The organism is Mycolicibacterium chlorophenolicum, assembly GCF_001044235.1.
Lineage (GTDB): Bacteria > Actinomycetota > Actinomycetes > Mycobacteriales > Mycobacteriaceae > Mycobacterium > Mycobacterium chlorophenolicum.
The window spans coordinates 23,279-39,456 of record NZ_JYNL01000041.1 but is presented as its reverse complement, the minus strand read 5'-3'; the positions used below and the strand labels follow the sequence as shown (position 1 = coordinate 39,456).

The following is a 16,178-nucleotide window of genomic DNA, read 5'->3' as shown; positions in this document are numbered from 1 at the left end:
GGGTCCAGATCAAGCCGTCACGACGCCACGCCGAAGCCCGGGTGGGTCCCGAATCAGACCGTCACACTGGTCCCGAATCAGACTGTCACCGCCAGCCTGAACCTCACCGCGATCATCTTCACCGCAGTGCTCGTGGTCGTCCTGGCCTGGCAACTCACCCTGGACCGCTACAAGCCGTTCGTGTACTGGCTCACCGTCGTCGTGGTCAGTGTGACCGGCACGCTGTACACCGACATCCTCACCGACGACCTCGGCGTCCCACTGGCGCTCAGCACCAGTGTTTTCGCCGCGCTCCTCGCGGTCGTCTTCGGCGTGTGGTGGGCCAAGGAACGGACATTGTCTATCCACAGCATCACCACCCTGCCCCGCGAACTGTTCTACTGGCTCGCCATCCTCGTCACCTTCGCACTCGGCACAGCCGCAGGCGACTGGACATTGGAACTCACCGGATGGACTCCCGGCGTTGCGGTTCTGCTTCCCGCCGGACTGATCATCGCTGTCGTCGCCGGCTGGAAGCTCGGCGCCAACAGCGTGCTGTCGTTTTGGCTGGCTTACATCCTGACCCGCCCGCTCGGGGCGAATCTCGGCGACTGGCTCGGCTTCCCGAAGGATCAGAAGGGACTAGGCCTCGGGGTCGCCATCACCAGTGTGATCTTCCTTGCCGCCATCTTGGCCACCGTCATCTACCTGACCGTCACCCGCGCCGACGTCATCGAGAAGACCAATCCGCCGCGAGCGAAGAACCCCGGTCGGGAGAAGGTCATGCTGGGCTACGTCGCGGCCGTTGCCGTGGCCACCGGTGCTCTGATGACATGGGCGCACGCCCAACCTCACGGGGCGCCCCCTGGAGCCGAGGCCCCAGCGACCCTCATCGCCATCGCGCCGGGGCAGGCGGTCGCCAAATTCCCGGCCGCCGACGTTGCAACCTTCCGCACCATCACCCACGACACGTTGATCAAAGTGAAGTCCGGCGACCAACCAGGAGCAACCGCGGGCGCGAAGAACCTCGAAATCGCCTGGGACGACGCGCAACCCAAGCTCAAAGCCATCGACAGCACAACCTGGACGGCCATCGACGGACGCGTCGACGCCGTGCTCACCTCGATACGGGACGCAAACCCCGATCCGGCCAGCGAAACGCAGACCCTCAACGATCTCCTGACCACTCTGCAGTGATCCCCCACCACCTGACACGATGGAATCCACCGACGATGACTGTAGTGGCGCTCGGACTTCGCGCTCGGAAAGGGTTCGGCCGCGTGGGCGCGTCGTTGCACCGCCGGGCTCTGGCCAGCAACGTGATTGGTGGCGGCGCACTCCGCGCCGGGCCATCGATGCCGCGTCGCGGGCAGTTGTCGTCAACTCCTCCGAGTGGGAGGCGCGGGGTCAGCGAGAAATCCTGGGAACGAGCCGGGCAACTGATTGAACCCAACCTCGTGACGCGGAGGAGGCTCGATCACGCCGAGTGATATGGCCGCGCGCGACAGGTTCACCGGTGACCGCGACGTCGCAAGCTTGCGCAAGCAGGAGCGAGACCAAAACCATGACCTGGACTGCACCAGCCTGCACCGCAGACCCTGTCGCCAACAACACACCCCCGAACGCGCCGGGAAGCGTAACCAAACCGGCGGTGCGGGCATGGTCAAGGTTTGGGAGCAATCCATCCGCGAGTCACGTTCGGAGAGGCCCAGACTCAGCGCTGCCTCGACTTCCCCTGAGCGCTGGCTCAACGCGTCGAGAGCACGACGGGCAGCCACCGCGGCGGCAGTCATCGTGCCGCCGAGCACGATTCCGAATACCGGAACGAGCGCGACCCCAGTCAACGGCACCACCTGGGTCACAAGCAAAAGCGGTATGACGGAGGCCATTCCAGCAGCAAGGGACAATGCTAGCCACCGCGCGCCGTGGTCGGCCTCGCTGCGTCGTGCCGCCGTCACCGTAGCCACCGCGAACATGACCGACAGCACCAGCATCGACGACCAGAGCCGAGCCATCGCTGCAGTCAGCACGGTGCCGACCGCAGCCAGCTGTACCGCCGCCGGACGGCTGCGCCGGGTACGGACCACAGAGTGCCACGCAGAACGAATTTGGAGACGAGTCCCGCAGCCGCTGCCATGACCACGCACACCACGATGAGGGCCGGACCCAGCAGCGGTTCACTATTGCTCACTACCTCAGTGTCCAATGCCCGTAGCCGGTGATAGCAGCGCACGCCTCGAAATCGATCCGCAAACTCACCGCGGGCGCGTCAGTCATACGCCCGCCTGCACCGGCGTTTCGAGGGTCGTGACCTATTGCGGCGGGCGCTTCAGGCCCTCACCTCATCGCTCAGATAGCAGCGATTTCGGCATGAGGAAGCACTCGGCCTCTCCGATCGCGCGGCGAAACACGACAGGCAATCGGTTAGCAGCGTGCATGGCCGGCGCTGGAACGTATGCTCCGACGTATCCGCCCGCGATAGCTGCGCTGTAAGTCGCGGGCCTGTTCCGTCACAACGTCGGCCTCGACCGCTTGCGGAGAATGCCATGGGGGCCCGGTTCACCTATCGACGAGTGCGGCGAGGTCGTCGGGAATTGGCATGGGTGTCATCAGGCCTGCGGAGGTTCGGCCGGTGTTGCCGACGGGATAGCGGCCAGTCAGCGAGCCTGGGGCGGCGACGATGAGGCGGAGTACTTGGCCGAGTGCTTCGCGGCGGTCGTGTTGGTGCAGTGCGAGTTTGAGCATCGCGGCGTGATTGCAGGTGTGCAGCCACGGGTTGGGTTGGGACACGATGTGGGCTCGTTCGAGGTGATGCCATCGTGTCTGCTGGTCGGCGGCGGTGGCGGCGGCGGTCATCTCGCGGCGGTACAGCTGGCGAGCTTCAGGGGTGATTCGTGGCATTCGAGGGCTCCTGTTCAGCGGCGGGAGTGGGGTTCCAGAGCAGGTTGGGTCGCCGCCCGGTGACGTCGGTGACGTCGGTGACGTCGGTGACGTCGGTGACGTCGGTGACGTCGGTGACGTCGCTTGGTAGCGCCTCGGCGGATTGACAGCATGCGCAGTCCTCTTCGACCGGCGACGTGCCGGAGGTCGACGGAACACCGTTGAGAGAGCCTGCCGCGGCCGGGGCGGGTCTTGTGAGTCCGCAGCACGGATCGGGGACGTGCGGGAGTGGGCCGATCTCGATGGTGGGGGCTGCGGGGCGGCGCGGTGGTGTGGTCACGCCGGGCAGGGTGTGGGTGCGGGCGGCGCGGATGGCGTTGAGGATGACGAGAACTTCGGCGGATTCGTGGATGAGCACCACGGTCGCCAGGCCGAGCACACCGAAGGCGGCCAGCGGGATGAGGATGGCGAGGATGGCCAGTGAGAACCCGATGTTTTGCACCATGATTCGTCTGGCGCGCCGGGAGTGGGCGAGCACTTGAGGTAGATGCCGTAGGTCTTCGCCCATGAGGGCGACGTCGGCGGTTTCGATGGCGACGTCGGTGCCCATCGCGCCCATGGCGATACCGATGTCGGCGGTGGCCAGTGCGGGGGCGTCGTTGACGCCGTCGCCGACCATGGCGATTCGACGGCCCCCGGCGATGGCCGGAAGTAGGGCGGCTTTGTCTTCGGGCAACAGTTCGGAGTGCACGGTGGTGATGCCGGCTTGGACGGCCAATGCTTGCGCGGTGCGGGTGTTGTCGCCGGTGAGCATGGCCACGGTGACGCCGAGGCGATGAAGCTGCTCGACGGCTTCGGCGGCCTCGGGGCGAAGCTCGTCACGGACCCCGATGGCGGCCAACGTGTCGCCGTCGCGAGCCAGGACTACCGCGGTGGCGCCTGCGGCCTGCAGCCTTTCGACGTCCGCGGCGAGGGGGCCCGGGGTGACCCAGGTGGGTTTACCCAGACGCAGCTGGTGGGTGTCGAGGTGGCCGTGGAGTCCGTGACCAGGCACGGCGGTGACGTCCGCGGCCACGGTGGCGTTCGGGGCGGCGGCCAGGATCGCTTGGGCGAGTGGGTGTTCGCTGCGGGCTTCCAGTGCTGCGGCCATGCCCAGCGCGTCGGCGGGGGTGATTCCGTCGATGGTGACGACCTCGACGACTTGGGGTTTGTTGCGGGTCAGGGTGCCGGTCTTGTCGAGGGCGATGACTTTGATGAGGCCCAGTTCTTCGACCGCGGCGCCGCCTTTGATCAGGGCGCCCTGGCGGCTGGCGGCGCCGATGGCGGCGACGACGGTCAGCGGTACGGCGATGGCCAGCGCGCACGGGGATGCGGCGACGAGCACCACCAGTGCTCGTTCCAGCCACAGCATCGGATTACCGAAGAGCGCCCCAAGGGCGGCGATCAGGGCGGACAGAATCATGATCGCCGGGACCAGCGGGCGGGCGATGCGGTCAGCGAGGCGCTGGCCGGCGCCTTTGCGTTCCTGGGCCTCTTCGACGATGTGGACGATGCGGGCCAATGAGCTGTCGGCGGCCACCGCGGTGGCCTCGACCTCAATCGCGCCGCCGCCGTTGATCGCGCCCGCGTGCACCGTGCTGCCCGGTCCGGCCTCCACCGGAACCGATTCGCCGGTGATGGCCGACAGGTCCAGGCTGGTCTGACCGGAGCGGATGGTGCCATCGGTGGCGGCTCGATCGCCGGGCCGGATCACCATCAGGTCACTCACCACGAGATCATCGGGGACCACGGTGATTTCGTGGCCGTCGCGAATCACCGATGCTTTCGGGGGCACAAGTGCCAGCAGCGAGCGCAGACCGCGGCGGGTCCGGCTCACGGCGTAATGCTCCAGGCCCTCGGCGATCGAGAACAGGATTCCCAGCAGCGCCGCCTCGGCGAACTGGCCCAAGGCGACGGCGCCGATCGCGGCGATCGTCATCAAGGTGCCCACCCCGATGCGGCCGTGGCGAAGGTTGCGAACCGCGTCGGGGACGAAGGTCGCTGCTGCGGCGGCGACCGCGAGCAGTTCGATGGCGATCGCGGCGTCGCCGTAGCCGATGCGCCCGACGACCCACCCCGCACACAGCAGGACGGCCGCCACCGCGGCGAGTTGCAGTTGCCGTACCTGCCAGAGCTTTTCGGGCCCGGCGTCGGGTTCGCCGGCTGCCTGGGGCCGCAGCAGTTATCAGACACGATCGGTGTCCCTTCTCGCGGTGGCTGCCGCGCCGGCCAGGACCGCGGTCGTCAGCTGCCGACCGCGGTCAGTGAGCTGATACATCACCAACTTGCCCTGCCGGCGCGAAGACACCAGGGCGGCATTCTTGAGTTGGCGCAGATGATGGGACACCAACCCCTGTGACATCCCGACCACCCAGGCCATATCGCAGACGCATAGCTCGTCACCGGCGACCAGTGCCGCGGCGATGGAGAGTCGGGTGGCGTCACCCAGCCCCCGCGCTGCCGTGGCGGCAGCCTGCACGGCGTTGGTGTCAGGCACCGTGGCGCGGATGGCTTCAGCATGGGGAAGGTCCAAACACAGCAGATCACAGGTGTCGATGGGCTTACTCATATTCATATACTAAAGTACGTTGATATGAATACGAAAGGCGTCGGGGCGATCCTGACCAACACCCGAGTGCTCGTCACCACTTTCGTCATCGTGGTGGCCGCGGTCGCGACCGCAGTGTTCCTATCCGTGCGGAACGTCGACACCCCAGCCGCGACGGCGTCGGACGAATCGCCTGCAGGGCAGACGGTGCGGGACAACAGTCACCGCCTCAATACGGTTCCCGACAGCGATGTCTATTTCGTCGAGTTCCTCGACTTCGAGTGCGAGGGGTGCCGGGCTCTCTTTCCAGCCATCGAGCAACTTCGGGGCGAGTACGGCGACCGGGTCAACTTCGTCCTGCGCTACTTCCCACTGCGGTCGCATTTCAACGCCGAACGCGCCGCCCGCGCCGTGGAAGCCGCCGCGCAACAAGGTCAGCTCGACGCGATGTACAAGAAAATGTATGAGACACAGGCCGATTGGGGCGAGCAACAGGTCCCCAAGGATGACGTGTTCCGCGGGTTCGCGCAGGAACTCGGACTCGACATGGCAGCCTTCGACGCAGCCTACAACGACCCAGCCACCGTTGAGCGCATCAAACTCGACATCGCCGATGGGACCGCCCTCGGAGTGCAAGGAACCCCCACCTTCTTCCTCAACGGTGAACGACTCCGACCGCGCAGCTACGAAGACCTCACCACTGCTCTCGACAAAGCGCTTGAAAACTGACGGGAGTTTCGCGGGTCGTCGTGACCTTGTGCGCCACGCTGTCATCGCAAATTTCCACCTCATCTCGTGAGGTTGATCTGCGCTATCCGTAAGTTTAGACTTACGGTTCGTGTCCACTTACCAAGCGGACGATGTTTGGCTGATACTCGCCGACGGAACGCGGCGCGCGATCGTCGAGCGCCTTGCCCACGGTCCGCTGGCAGTCGGTGAGCTGGCACGCAGCCTGCCGGTGAGTCGCCCTGCGGTGTCGCAACATCTTCGCGTGTTGAAGTCGGCCGGCCTGGTGTGTGATCGGGCCGCGGGCACTCGCCGGGTGTATCAACTCGATCCGGATGGGATTGCGGCACTTCGTGCTGACGTCGATCGATTCTGGGCGCAAGCTCTGGACAAACTCAAGCAGATGGCAGACGAGACGGGGAATGACATCTCATGACACAACCAGGGGCGGACAGTGTGCGGCGAAGCGTGGTGGTGAACGCATCAATCGACGTCGCATTCGCGTTGTTCACGAGCCGATTCGACGACATCAAACCCCGTGAGCACAACCTGCTGGCGGTACCCATCGCCGAGACGGTTTTCGAGCCGTGGGCAGGAGGAGCCATCTACGACCGCGGCGTCGACGGCAGTCAGTGCCGGTGGGCGCGCGTGCTGGTGTGCGATCCTCCCAATCGGATCGTCTTCACATGGGATATCGGCCCGACGTGGCAGATCGAAACCGATCCCGCGAAGACCAGCGAGGTCGAGGTGCAATTCACCGCCGAATCGGCGGACCGCACTCGAGTGCAGTTGGAGCATCGCTACTTCGAGCGCCACGGCCCGGGGTGGGAGGCGGTTGCTGGTGGAGTCGACGGCGACGCCGGATGGCCGTTGTATCTTCAGCGGTTCACCCGCCTCGCCGATAAGGCACCGCGGTGATGAGAGCCGGCGACGATGGCGCTGCTGCCGACTCGATGATGAGTATGGCCCACGCCGAGCGCGCAGATCTCGCGGAGTTCCTCGCGTCCCTGACGGCGGCGCAGTGGTACGCGCCCAGCCTGTGCGAACGGTGGAGTGTCAAAGACGTTGTGGCGCATGTGATCAGTTACGACGATCTCGGCGCAGCCGGGCTGATGAAGCGGTTGGCCCGGGGCCGCATCGTGCACGCCAACCAGGTGGGCGTCGACGCGTTGGCCGCGATGAGTCCACAGCAACTCCTCGAGATCTTCAAGGATCGTCTTCATCCCCGAGGTCTGACGGCCGGGTTCGGCGGGATGATCGCTCTCGTCGACGGCACCGTTCACCATCAAGACATCCGCCGACCGTTGGGGTGCCCGCGCGCCGTCCCCGTGGAGCGGTTGAGGCGCATACTCCCCCTCGTGCCGGCTAATCCACGCCTGGGCGCGTGGCGACGCATTCACGGGCTCCGATTGTCGGCCACCAACCTGGATTGGACGTACGGCAAGGGACCGGAAGTCACCGGAACAGGTGAAGCGCTGCTGTTGGCGATGGCCGGGCGATCCTCGGTCCTGCCAGAGCTCGGCGGCGCCGGGCAAGCGGTCCTGGCCAAGCGGTTGCAGCGTCGGTAAAGCGTGGACTCCTCGGCAACCAAACGGCGTAGATCAATTGATGTGCCACTTGGCGTTCCGCCTGGCCTGCGCATTGGTCAACCGATGGCGTTTGACGCGTCCAACGCAGGACCAGGTCGGCGTATGCAGGCCACCGAGGGACCGGCAAGCGACGAAAGTGAATGAGTCGGGGCGGTGAGGCTGCTGGCAGTGATTGAAGTGCCGAGGGCGCTGCTGCCATTACGCACCGCGCCAAAGTCTTCCGATGGAACACGGTCCATCATGCCGGGTGGGGCTCTAGAAGCTGGGGCCGACGCAGGTGCCGACGAGCCATCCCCCGCGGTGCCAGCTAGTGGCGCACACAGCACCACCCTGGGAGGGCAAGGGTCGCCGCACCGGTAGTGGCGGTGAGCATGATCTTCAATTCTGTTCTGGAGGAGCGTGTCCCGGGAGGAGCTACGTGGATGGACTGACATCGAGTTCGGCGTACATGCCGGCCCAGTAGTGACCGGAGATGTTGCAGAGCAGTTCGTAGCGTCCCGGCGCGAGGTTCGTAGTGGTCCACCCGCTGGCCCCTGGGGCTATCCCCGTGTTAGCGGCGTTCTCGTCACCCTTATCTGCACCGCAGGTGTGTGAGGCTTCGGCGAGGCTGCCGGCCTCATCGACCTTGCCGTCAGAATCGATGGGCCTCTGACCGGAATACTGGCCCTTCGCTAAAGACAGGATCACCAATTCGTGGTTCAGCGAACCGGCATTGGACACTCGAAATGACACCTTGCCCGCCGGGACCGTGGCCGGATTGATGATGATGCGCATCATCCCCATCATCCCCATCGGCGCGCCCTGGTTACCGTTCCGGCTCTGCCCCGTCATGCCGCCGGGACTCATCATCCCCGGTCCCATCATTCCCCCGGGCTCCATCATTCCGCGCATATCGGCGAGAGTCACATCGACAACGGTGCCCGGCAGCGCCGGTGCCGCGCACGATGGGTAAGCCGCAGACCGCCCTGGCGCCATCATTGCCGGTCCCCACTGACCGGGGCCCATCATCCCTGATCCGGCCGGGTACGGCGTGTCGCCGGCGACGCGGCTATGGCGGATAGCCAGCCCGACGCTCAACGCGAACGCGCAGGCGATTGCGACCATCGCTGCGCCGAGTGCGATAGCGAAGTCACGTGATACCCGATGGGAGCCCATCGCTGTCAGCGGTGTTCCCGCAACAGCGTCATGCGCCGCCGAAATTCGTCCTCATCGACCTCCCCTTTGGCGAAGCGATCGGCCAGCTGATCTTCGGCGCGCACCACATCTTGGGCCGAGCCGCCTCGATGGCGGGGATCGTTGCTAGCAGAGAGGTGGCGGATGCCGAAAACGATCGCCAGGATCACTGCGACCAGGAGCACCAACATCAAGATCGTCATCAGGGTGCCGCCGCCCCAGCCGCCGCCCCACCCGTATCCGTATCCACACATCGCTGCCTCCCAAACACCGTCACTATCTTGAGCATTCGCAAGATCAGCGTGCGCGGGGGCTCCGGAAAGGAGTAGGGCCGATGGTCCTCTCCCTCATACAACATGGCTGCATTGAGGTGACGACTTGACCGCGAGAATTGCGATGAGCCGAGGTCACCAGCGGAGGCATGGGCTGTGCGTTCAGCCTGAGAAATCCGATTGGTGTCGAATGTGCGTCGAATGGCGGCCGGGGGCCCGTCCGCACCTTCGAACTGCTTCAGTCGCAGCCCTCTGTGTCGGAACATGCGGTCTCACTGCGGAACTGGTCATTGGCGAACCTCGACGTAGCGGCGAACCACGCGGTGGGTGTCTGCAGTTCGAGGCAACAGCCGGGCCTGCCCGGAAACAGGTAGCCGAAAACAGCCACCGCCAATGTAACGTCCGCCTCATTCCTTTGCCGGATCGCAGCCGGTCTCTCCGTGCCACCACCATCACTATCGCGTTCAACAGCAAGCGATGCGCTGGCGCCCTGGTTCATCCCGCTACGGGCGGGGCGTGGTCGGGGTGAGCGGCGTTGTGGTTGGCTGCCGGCCCGGGCTCATCGTTGCGCCGGGACCCATCTGACCCGGACCCATCATCCCGCCCGGCCCCATCATCCCGCCCGGCCCCATCTGACCCGGACCCATCATCCCGCCCGGCCCCATCATTGCGCCGCCGGTGCTGCACATCCCGCGCCCGTCGCCGTCGTGGTAATGGCCGCTTGAACGCGCGCCCGCGTAGAACCCGGAAAAGAACACCACCGCAACAATGAAGACGACACCGGCGACGATGCCAACCCAGGCAGCGGCCTGGTTGAGCCTGTTCGGCCGGTCCCCCCGGCTCGGGGCCACGGCCATCGCTTCCGTTCGGGATTCAGGCGCCTCGGTCATCTGTCGATGTTGCCACCGTCGGCCTGCGCGGTCCATACTTTTCTCAACATTCCATAGAATGTTGTTATTTAGCCGTGGTGTCGGGTTTGGCGAAGGTGACCTTGTGGCTGATGTCGATGTGATCCCGTTGGTCGATGACGGGCTGGGAAACTCGGCCTATCTGGTGGATTTGGCCGATGGTCGCGCTCTCGCAGTCGACGCGAGCCGCGACCTGCGGCTGTTGCGGGCAGCGGCCGAGCGTCGAAGGCTTACGGTGGCCTACGCCGCAGACACCCATCTGCACGCAGATTTCTTGACGGGCGCGGTTCAACTCGCACACGAGGGAGCCATCGTGCTGGCGTCGGCAGCCGGGAACCGGGAGTTCCCTCACACGGCTCTGGTCGACGGCGACGAGACTGACCTTGGCGGGCTGACGTTGCGAACGCTGGCGACCCCGGGACACACCCATGAGCACATCGCTTTCGAGCTGCTCGACGGTTCGCGGATGTTAGGCGTGTTCACCGGCGGTTCGCTTCTCGTGGGGTCGGCCGCGCGCACCGACCTTCTCGGCCCAGAGCGCACCGAGGAACTCGCGCGCGCGCAATACCAGTCGCTTCAACGACTGGCCACGCTCGCCGACGACGTTGCAGTCTGGCCGACCCACGGGGCAGGCTCGTTCTGCTCAGCGCCACCCGGGGCTGAGCGGACCTCAACGATCGGCACCGAACGCGCGACGAACGCCTTGCTTCGCACCGGCAGCGAGGACATCTTCGTCAAACAGCTGCTGGACTCCCTAGGCAGCTTCCCGCCCTACTTCTTGCGGCTCGGCGAGATCAACCGCCGTGGTCCCGCTCTCGTCGAAGGGGACACGCTGCGGGCCCTGGACATCCGAGAGGTCGCACACAGGCAGGCCTCAGGCGCCACTGTGGTGGACGTGCGTCCGATAACCGACTTCGCCGCCGGCCACGTGTCGGGGTCGTTGTCCATCGCGTTGCGTTCGGTGTTCGCGACATGGCTGGGCTGGCTCGTCACACCGGAGACGCCGCTGGTGATCGTGCGCAACCCCGACCAGGATCCCGAGGAGATCGTGTGGCAGGCCCGCAAGGTCGGCTACGACCTGATCGCCGGTGAACTCGGCGGCGGCATGCCCGCCTGGACCGCTGCCGGCAGGCCGACGAGCTCGATCCCGCTGCTCGGCGCCGATAAGATCGACACCGCCCGCATCCTTGACGTCCGGCAGGACGCCGAATTTTCCGACGGCCACATACCCACCGCCGGGCACATAGAGCTTGGCGCCCTCGTCAGCCGCGCCGCCGACCTACCGCCTGGACCGACCGTGCTGATGTGCGGCCACGGCGAGCGGGCCATGAGCGCGGCCAGCGTGCTCGCACGTGTCGGTCACCCGGATGTGGCCGTGCTCGATGGTGGACCACAAGAATGGTCGGAATCGACCGGTCAGTCCTTGAAGGTTGGATCGTGAAACCGTTCGCGCACACGACAACACCGGGCCGCCGTATCGAGCTGGGGCTGCGACAAAACGCCGCCCAGTTCACCCTGCTGGTCGTGGTCAATGCCCTGGTCGGCGGAATGCTCGGCCAGGAGCGAACCGTGCTACCGCTGCTGGGCGAGCAGGTGTTCGGCGTCCGCGCCTACACCGCCGGACTGTCGTTCATCCTGGTGTTCGGGGTCGCCAAGGCTGCCACGAACTACTTCGCCGGCACCTGGTCAGACCGGTTCGGCCGAAAACCCGTTCTCATTGCCGGTTGGCTGGTCGCCGTTCCCGTTCCGCTGCTGCTGATCTGGGCACCGTCGTGGGGTTGGGTCATAGTCGCCAACGTGCTGTTGGGCATCAGTCAAGGCCTGACCTGGTCGACCACCGTGGTGATGAAAATCGACTTGGTCGGGCCGGCCCGCCGCGGCTTCGCGATGGGCCTCAACGAGGCCGCCGGATACGGCGCAGTCGCAGTGACCGCACTGGCCACGGGCTATCTCGCAGAATCCTACGGCCTGCGCCCCGCGCCGTTTCTGCTCGGAATCGCCTTTGCCGCAATCGGACTGGGGCTTTCCACGTTGGCAGTTCGGGAGACACACGGGCATGCACGGCTGGAGGCCGCAAGCCACGTCGCCCGCGCCGACGGCCGCCACGACCACCTGCACAGCGAGCTGACCAACGGCGAGGTGTTCGTTCAGACCAGCTTTCGTGAGCCCGCACTGTCGTCGGCCAGTCAGGCCGGCCTGGTGAACAATCTCAATGACGGCCTGGCGTGGGGTCTGTTCCCGATCCTGTTCGCCGCGGCCGGGCTTTCGGTCAGCAAGATCGGTCTGCTGGCAGCCCTGTACCCGGCGGTATGGGGGGCGGGTCAGTTGATCACCGGCGCACTGTCGGACCGGTGGGGCCGCAAATGGATGATCGCCTGCGGAATGTGGCTTCAGGCAGTGGCTTTGGGCATCATCGCCCTCAGTAGCAGCTTCGAATACTGGGCTGTGGCCGCAGTGATGCTCGGCGCCGGAACCGCGATGGTGTACCCGACGCTTCTAGCCTCGATCGGGGACGTCGCTCACCCAGCCTGGCGGGCCCGGGCGGTCGGGACCTACCGGTTATGGCGCGACGGCGGCTTCGCGGTGGGCGCACTGCTCGCCGGTATCGTCGCTGACGCTTTCGGAATCCGTGCCGCCATCTGGGCCATCGCCTCCCTGACCGCCTCCTCTGGTTTGATCGTGGCCGTCAGGATGTACGAAACGCACCGGCACACCACCACCGTGCAGAAGGAATCCACCGATGGGTGACCGCACCGCCAAGAACGCCCTTTTCACGGAGTTCGCCGCCGTTGGTAAGGCGCTAGGCAGCCCCACCCGCCTGGAGTTGCTGGACATTCTCGCCCAGGGGCCCCGTAGCGTCGACGAGCTGGCCACCACCGCCCAGGTCGGGGTCAGCACCTGTTCGGCGCACCTGCAAACACTGCGCGAAGCCGGCTTGATCGACGCCCGCCGCGACGGCAAGCGAATCTTCTACTCTCTGGCCGGCAAGGATGTCCTCGGCCTCTGGGATCACCTGCGCCGGGTCGCGCAACTACACCGACCACACACCGAAGTCGCGCGCCGTGCCTACCTTGGCCCAGAGGACACCACAGCGGTCGCTAGCGACGAACTCCTGCACCGCATCGAATCCGGCGATGCTGTCGTCCTCGACGTGCGCCCCACCCCCGAATACGCCGCCGGACACCTCCCCGGTGCGCTCAACATTCCCCTCGAGGAACTCGCCGAACGCCTCGCGGAATTGCCCGCTGATCGTCAGATCGTCGCCTACTGCCGAGGCCGCTACTGCGTGCTCGCACACGACGCCGTTCGTCTGCTCGACCAACACGGACTCGCCGCCCAGCGCGCGGCTGACGGCGTCCTCGAGTGGAAACTTGCCGGATTGCCCCTTGAGACCGCTGCTGCGGGCATCGGCTCGCCCGCCGATGACGGCACCGACCGGGCCCTGGCTCGCTAGCTGCGCCACTGGCGGGTGATGGTGTGTTGCAGATACCGCCCAGCAGCCGCGCCGGGTCCGTCGAGAAGCCGCAGGCGCTCATCGTCGGTCTGTGCCCAGCCAGCCTTCCGCTTCGGGTCTGATCACTGTTGCGCGACCGGCCTCCATCCGCGATCGGACTTGCCAGATAGACCTGCCGACCATGTAGGTACGAATCACCGGGTCGAGGTCGACTCGGAGGAAGCAGATGCGGCTCTCACCGAGGATGCGGAGCTTTTCGTAGCTGGTGAGTATCTGTCGGCCGACCCAGAACCCCTTGAAAACTCGCTGGGCTTCGGCGTCGGCCCAGTCCACGATCACGGCTCGGCCGCACAGTTGGATGGTCGCGGGCGGAAGCCCCCACAGCATGCGACGGGGTAGCGGAATGACCAGCGATACCTCGGGATTGACGGCGATGTTGCGCGCCTTCTGCAGGTGCCGACGGGTCATCACGTACATGGTCGCGCCCGACCTTGCGAGGCCGTACGTCACTCCAGCCGACGCAGGGGTGCCGGCAGGGCTACTGGTCGACAGGATTGCGAAGTGTTGTCGGCGCATGGTCCGCAGAACCTGCGCGTAGCTCAGCGTCCTCATGGGTGCCTGCGCCTTCCGGCTGTCTCGGACGGTCAGCCGGAAGTGGCACCGCGCAGGACCGCGAGCCGCTGCCGGTACTCGGCTTCGTCGATCTCTCCCCGGGCGAATCGTGCAGCCAGCAGCTGCTCCGGTGATTCTGAGTATGGCGGGAATTGCGGAACGGATCGCGTCGAGCCGCTACCGGTGCTCGACCGGATCAGGGCGACGATCCCGACGATGACGAGGGCCCAGAACAAGACCATTCCTATGACCATGCCTGCGTATCCCCATCCGCCCCATCCGCTCATGTCGTGGTCGGACCAGAACATCATGGAACTTCTCCTTTCTCAACTCTGCCCAACGGTGACGTCGGTGTCATGTCAGCCGGTGTAGTTCAGGCTGGTCATCATTCCGGCGTCCATGTGATATCCGTTGTGGCAGTGCAGCATCCACACCCCTGGGTTGTCGGCAACGAGCCTCACCGTCACGGTCTGCATCGGTTTGACGATCACTGTGTCCTTGCGCGGACCCGGCGTGCCGTCCGACTTGATGACCTGGTAGGTGTGACCGTGCAGATGCATCGGGTGCCACATCATGGACTGGTTGGTGAACGTGAGGGTGGCGTGCTGCCCTTGATGGATGGTCAACGGAACGGTTTGGGCGTAGGGCCGGCCGTTGATCATCCAGTCGTATTGCGCCATCGTGCCCGACAGACGTGCCTGCAGGGCGAGGTCACTGATGGTGGGAAGTTGGGCTTCCGGTGTGGCGGTGAAGATGTCGACAGTACCGACCCGGCCGCTGAGTGCCGATGGCCGGAAGGCGGCAACGGGTGCGCTGCCGGAGCCGGTGGACAGCAGTGCACGGGCTACCCCGTTCTTGCCCTCAGCGGAGGCCACCAACGGGAACACCCCGTCGCCTGCGGTGACGATGACGTCGTAGCGCTCCCCCATACCGACCAGCACCGCATCGACATCGGTGGGCTCGATGGGGAAGCCATCGGTGTGGGTCACGGTCATACGGTGTCCGGCCAGCGCGACCCGGAAGGCGGTGTCGGCGCCGGCGTTGATGATGCGAATACGGATGCGCTGTCCTGGCTTTGCGGTGAACGTCGTTGCCGCGGTCGGAATTCGACCGTTGATGATGTAGTACGGGTAGCTGACGTCGCCACCGTCCCCACCGAGCAGGTCACTGGCTCCCGCGCCGCCGCCACCCGGGGTGCCCGGCGTCGACCCCATATCGGGCATCCCGGGTGTGGAGTGGGCGGCAGTGCTCATCGAGCGTAGGCCTTTGAAGATCTCGTCGGGGCTGGGACCGACGCCGGAGGTCCAGTCGTCGAGCATGACGATCCACTCGGCGTCGTAACGGGCCGCCTCGGACGGATCGTCGATGATGACGGGCAGATAGAGGCCGTAGTCGGTGTCCAGCCCGGTGTGCGGGTGGGCCCAGTAGGTCCCCGGGTACGGCGAACTGAACCGATAGGTGAAATTCGACCCAACGTCGATGTTGGGGCTCGCCGGCGCCGCGCCGTCCATGTCGTTGCGCAGGGCGATCCCGTGCCAATGGACCGACGATGCGTGGTCCAACTGATTGGCGACGGTCACCACGAGCTCGTCGCCGACATTGGCCCGGATCAGGGGGCCGGGGAGTTGGCCGTTGTAGGCGAAGGTGCGCGCCGTGAGCCCCCCGAGATCGATATCGGCCGAGCCGGCTGTCAGGCGTGCGCTGACCGTCTTCCCGGTGTGCGGACGGGCGGCTTCGGCGGCGGCGATCGGATCTGGGTCGGGGGTGCCGTTTGGGGTGGTGGCTGGAGTTGAACGGCGGCAAGCTGCCAGCGCCGCGCCGCCGATGATGCTGGCTGCCAGAAAGCCACGCCGCGTCATCGTTGCGTCTGCAAGAGTGTGTGGACTCATCACCGATCCCGTCGAACCGAACGTCTCGCATTGACGATGCGCTGCGCCGACGGGCTGTTCGGTGTCGGTTCTGTGAAGATTCGTTCAAGAGCCTGGGCCGGCCGGCCGG

General features: G+C 65.8%; 16 protein-coding genes and 2 pseudogenes. 8 read left to right on the top strand and 10 right to left on the bottom strand.

The features are described 5' to 3' along the window. On the top strand, positions 1-1,176 hold a 1,176-nt coding region (locus MCHLDSM_RS17920; RefSeq protein ID WP_109788869.1), incomplete at its 5' end, for a COG4705 family protein. Between the two features lie 210 nt (positions 1,177-1,386). On the opposite strand, the pseudogene MCHLDSM_RS36260 reads toward MCHLDSM_RS17920, so the two are convergent. The 4 genes and pseudogenes from MCHLDSM_RS36260 to MCHLDSM_RS17905 form a co-directional block, all read right to left on the bottom strand. Beyond that, positions 1,387-2,170 (bottom strand): annotated as a pseudogene (locus MCHLDSM_RS36260) (ABC transporter permease). A 368-nt stretch (positions 2,171-2,538) separates the two neighbouring features. After that, a complete protein-coding gene (locus MCHLDSM_RS17915) occupies positions 2,539-2,880 on the bottom strand; it encodes a DUF3703 domain-containing protein (protein ID WP_048471328.1) in 342 nt (113 codons plus the stop codon). A 228-nt stretch (positions 2,881-3,108) separates the two neighbouring features. Continuing rightward, positions 3,109-5,091 (bottom strand): annotated as a pseudogene (locus MCHLDSM_RS17910) (heavy metal translocating P-type ATPase); the annotation flags it as partial. Further along, positions 5,084-5,467, bottom strand: a complete 384-nt coding sequence (locus MCHLDSM_RS17905; protein WP_048471336.1) for an ArsR/SmtB family transcription factor — start codon at positions 5,465-5,467, stop codon at positions 5,084-5,086. The gene MCHLDSM_RS17905 and the pseudogene MCHLDSM_RS17910, both read right to left, overlap by 8 nt. A gap of 24 nt (positions 5,468-5,491) precedes the next feature. Here MCHLDSM_RS17905 and MCHLDSM_RS17900 point away from each other — a divergent pair, with 24 nt between their 5' ends. The 4 genes from MCHLDSM_RS17900 (at position 5,492) to MCHLDSM_RS17885 (ending at position 7,740) form a co-directional block, all read left to right on the top strand. Further along, positions 5,492-6,175, top strand: a complete 684-nt coding sequence (locus MCHLDSM_RS17900; protein ID WP_048471327.1) for a DsbA family protein — start codon at positions 5,492-5,494, stop codon at positions 6,173-6,175. Positions 6,176-6,284: 109 nt separating this feature from the next. After that, the gene (locus tag MCHLDSM_RS17895) at positions 6,285-6,608 is read left to right on the top strand and encodes an ArsR/SmtB family transcription factor (protein ID WP_048471326.1); all 324 of its coding nucleotides are present in this window, start codon (positions 6,285-6,287) and stop codon (positions 6,606-6,608) included. Next, positions 6,605-7,090, top strand: coding sequence for an SRPBCC family protein (locus MCHLDSM_RS17890; protein WP_048471325.1), 486 nt, complete (start codon positions 6,605-6,607; stop codon positions 7,088-7,090). Before MCHLDSM_RS17895 ends, MCHLDSM_RS17890 begins: the two co-directional genes overlap by 4 nt. Continuing rightward, positions 7,090-7,740 carry a maleylpyruvate isomerase family mycothiol-dependent enzyme gene (locus MCHLDSM_RS17885; RefSeq protein WP_048471335.1) on the top strand — a complete coding sequence of 217 codons (651 nt, stop codon included), beginning with the start codon at positions 7,090-7,092 and terminating at the stop codon, positions 7,738-7,740. The genes MCHLDSM_RS17890 and MCHLDSM_RS17885 overlap by 1 nt, the downstream gene beginning before the upstream one ends. A gap of 435 nt (positions 7,741-8,175) precedes the next feature. Here MCHLDSM_RS17885 and MCHLDSM_RS17880 read toward each other — a convergent pair whose 3' ends face one another. The 3 genes from MCHLDSM_RS17880 to MCHLDSM_RS17870 form a co-directional block, all read right to left on the bottom strand. Beyond that, positions 8,176-8,865 carry a sulfocyanin-like copper-binding protein gene (locus MCHLDSM_RS17880; protein ID WP_234714099.1) on the bottom strand — a complete coding sequence of 230 codons (690 nt, stop codon included), beginning with the start codon at positions 8,863-8,865 and terminating at the stop codon, positions 8,176-8,178. A 56-nt stretch (positions 8,866-8,921) separates the two neighbouring features. Beyond that, the gene (locus MCHLDSM_RS17875; protein ID WP_322788673.1) at positions 8,922-9,137 is read right to left on the bottom strand and encodes an SHOCT domain-containing protein; all 216 of its coding nucleotides are present in this window, start codon (positions 9,135-9,137) and stop codon (positions 8,922-8,924) included. A 572-nt stretch (positions 9,138-9,709) separates the two neighbouring features. After that, positions 9,710-10,096 (bottom strand): hypothetical protein, encoded by a 387-nt coding sequence (locus MCHLDSM_RS17870; RefSeq protein ID WP_082168958.1) that lies wholly within the window; start codon positions 10,094-10,096, stop codon positions 9,710-9,712. Positions 10,097-10,199: 103 nt separating this feature from the next. Here MCHLDSM_RS17870 and MCHLDSM_RS17865 point away from each other — a divergent pair, with 103 nt between their 5' ends. Genes MCHLDSM_RS17865 through MCHLDSM_RS17855 form a run of 3 tightly spaced genes read left to right on the top strand, consistent with a single transcriptional unit; the run spans position 10,200 to position 13,568 of the window. Beyond that, positions 10,200-11,555, top strand: a complete 1,356-nt coding sequence (locus MCHLDSM_RS17865; RefSeq protein ID WP_048471321.1) for an MBL fold metallo-hydrolase — start codon at positions 10,200-10,202, stop codon at positions 11,553-11,555. Then, complete coding sequence (locus MCHLDSM_RS17860) at positions 11,552-12,862, top strand: MFS transporter (protein WP_234714098.1); 1,311 nt, start codon at positions 11,552-11,554, stop codon at positions 12,860-12,862. Before MCHLDSM_RS17865 ends, MCHLDSM_RS17860 begins: the two co-directional genes overlap by 4 nt. Further along, positions 12,855-13,568 carry an ArsR/SmtB family transcription factor gene (locus MCHLDSM_RS17855; RefSeq protein WP_048471319.1) on the top strand — a complete coding sequence of 238 codons (714 nt, stop codon included), beginning with the start codon at positions 12,855-12,857 and terminating at the stop codon, positions 13,566-13,568. Before MCHLDSM_RS17860 ends, MCHLDSM_RS17855 begins: the two co-directional genes overlap by 8 nt. A gap of 78 nt (positions 13,569-13,646) precedes the next feature. Here MCHLDSM_RS17855 and MCHLDSM_RS17850 read toward each other — a convergent pair whose 3' ends face one another. From MCHLDSM_RS17850 to MCHLDSM_RS17840, 3 genes are all read right to left on the bottom strand, one after another. Further along, the gene (locus MCHLDSM_RS17850; RefSeq protein ID WP_234714100.1) at positions 13,647-14,144 is read right to left on the bottom strand and encodes a pyridoxamine 5'-phosphate oxidase family protein; all 498 of its coding nucleotides are present in this window, start codon (positions 14,142-14,144) and stop codon (positions 13,647-13,649) included. A gap of 68 nt (positions 14,145-14,212) precedes the next feature. Then, positions 14,213-14,491 (bottom strand): SHOCT domain-containing protein, encoded by a 279-nt coding sequence (locus MCHLDSM_RS17845; RefSeq protein WP_048471317.1) that lies wholly within the window; start codon positions 14,489-14,491, stop codon positions 14,213-14,215. Between the two features lie 48 nt (positions 14,492-14,539). Continuing rightward, positions 14,540-16,039 carry a multicopper oxidase family protein gene (locus MCHLDSM_RS17840; protein WP_280513801.1) on the bottom strand — a complete coding sequence of 500 codons (1,500 nt, stop codon included), beginning with the start codon at positions 16,037-16,039 and terminating at the stop codon, positions 14,540-14,542. Positions 16,040-16,178: the final 139 nt, after the last annotated feature.

What these genes read in the sequence shown, in the direction of transcription:
- MCHLDSM_RS17855 (WP_048471319.1), top strand. Translation starts at nt 12,855, where the DNA reads ATGGGTGACCGCACCGCCAAGAACGCCCTTTTCACGGAGTTCGCCGCC.
- MCHLDSM_RS17880 (WP_234714099.1), bottom strand. Translation starts at nt 8,865, where the DNA reads ATGGTCGCAATCGCCTGCGCGTTCGCGTTGAGCGTCGGGCTGGCTATC.
- MCHLDSM_RS17850 (WP_234714100.1), bottom strand. Translation starts at nt 14,144, where the DNA reads ATGCGCCGACAACACTTCGCAATCCTGTCGACCAGTAGCCCTGCCGGC.
- MCHLDSM_RS17845 (WP_048471317.1), bottom strand. Translation starts at nt 14,491, where the DNA reads ATGATGTTCTGGTCCGACCACGACATGAGCGGATGGGGCGGATGGGGA.
- MCHLDSM_RS17905 (WP_048471336.1), bottom strand. Translation starts at nt 5,467, where the DNA reads ATGAGTAAGCCCATCGACACCTGTGATCTGCTGTGTTTGGACCTTCCC.
- MCHLDSM_RS17885 (WP_048471335.1), top strand. Translation starts at nt 7,090, where the DNA reads ATGAGAGCCGGCGACGATGGCGCTGCTGCCGACTCGATGATGAGTATG.
- MCHLDSM_RS17870 (WP_082168958.1), bottom strand. Translation starts at nt 10,096, where the DNA reads ATGACCGAGGCGCCTGAATCCCGAACGGAAGCGATGGCCGTGGCCCCG.
- MCHLDSM_RS17875 (WP_322788673.1), bottom strand. Translation starts at nt 9,137, where the DNA reads ATGACGATCTTGATGTTGGTGCTCCTGGTCGCAGTGATCCTGGCGATC.
- MCHLDSM_RS17915 (WP_048471328.1), bottom strand. Translation starts at nt 2,880, where the DNA reads ATGCCACGAATCACCCCTGAAGCTCGCCAGCTGTACCGCCGCGAGATG.
- MCHLDSM_RS17840 (WP_280513801.1), bottom strand. Translation starts at nt 16,039, where the DNA reads ATGACGCGGCGTGGCTTTCTGGCAGCCAGCATCATCGGCGGCGCGGCG.
- MCHLDSM_RS17890 (WP_048471325.1), top strand. Translation starts at nt 6,605, where the DNA reads ATGACACAACCAGGGGCGGACAGTGTGCGGCGAAGCGTGGTGGTGAAC.
- MCHLDSM_RS17900 (WP_048471327.1), top strand. Translation starts at nt 5,492, where the DNA reads ATGAATACGAAAGGCGTCGGGGCGATCCTGACCAACACCCGAGTGCTC.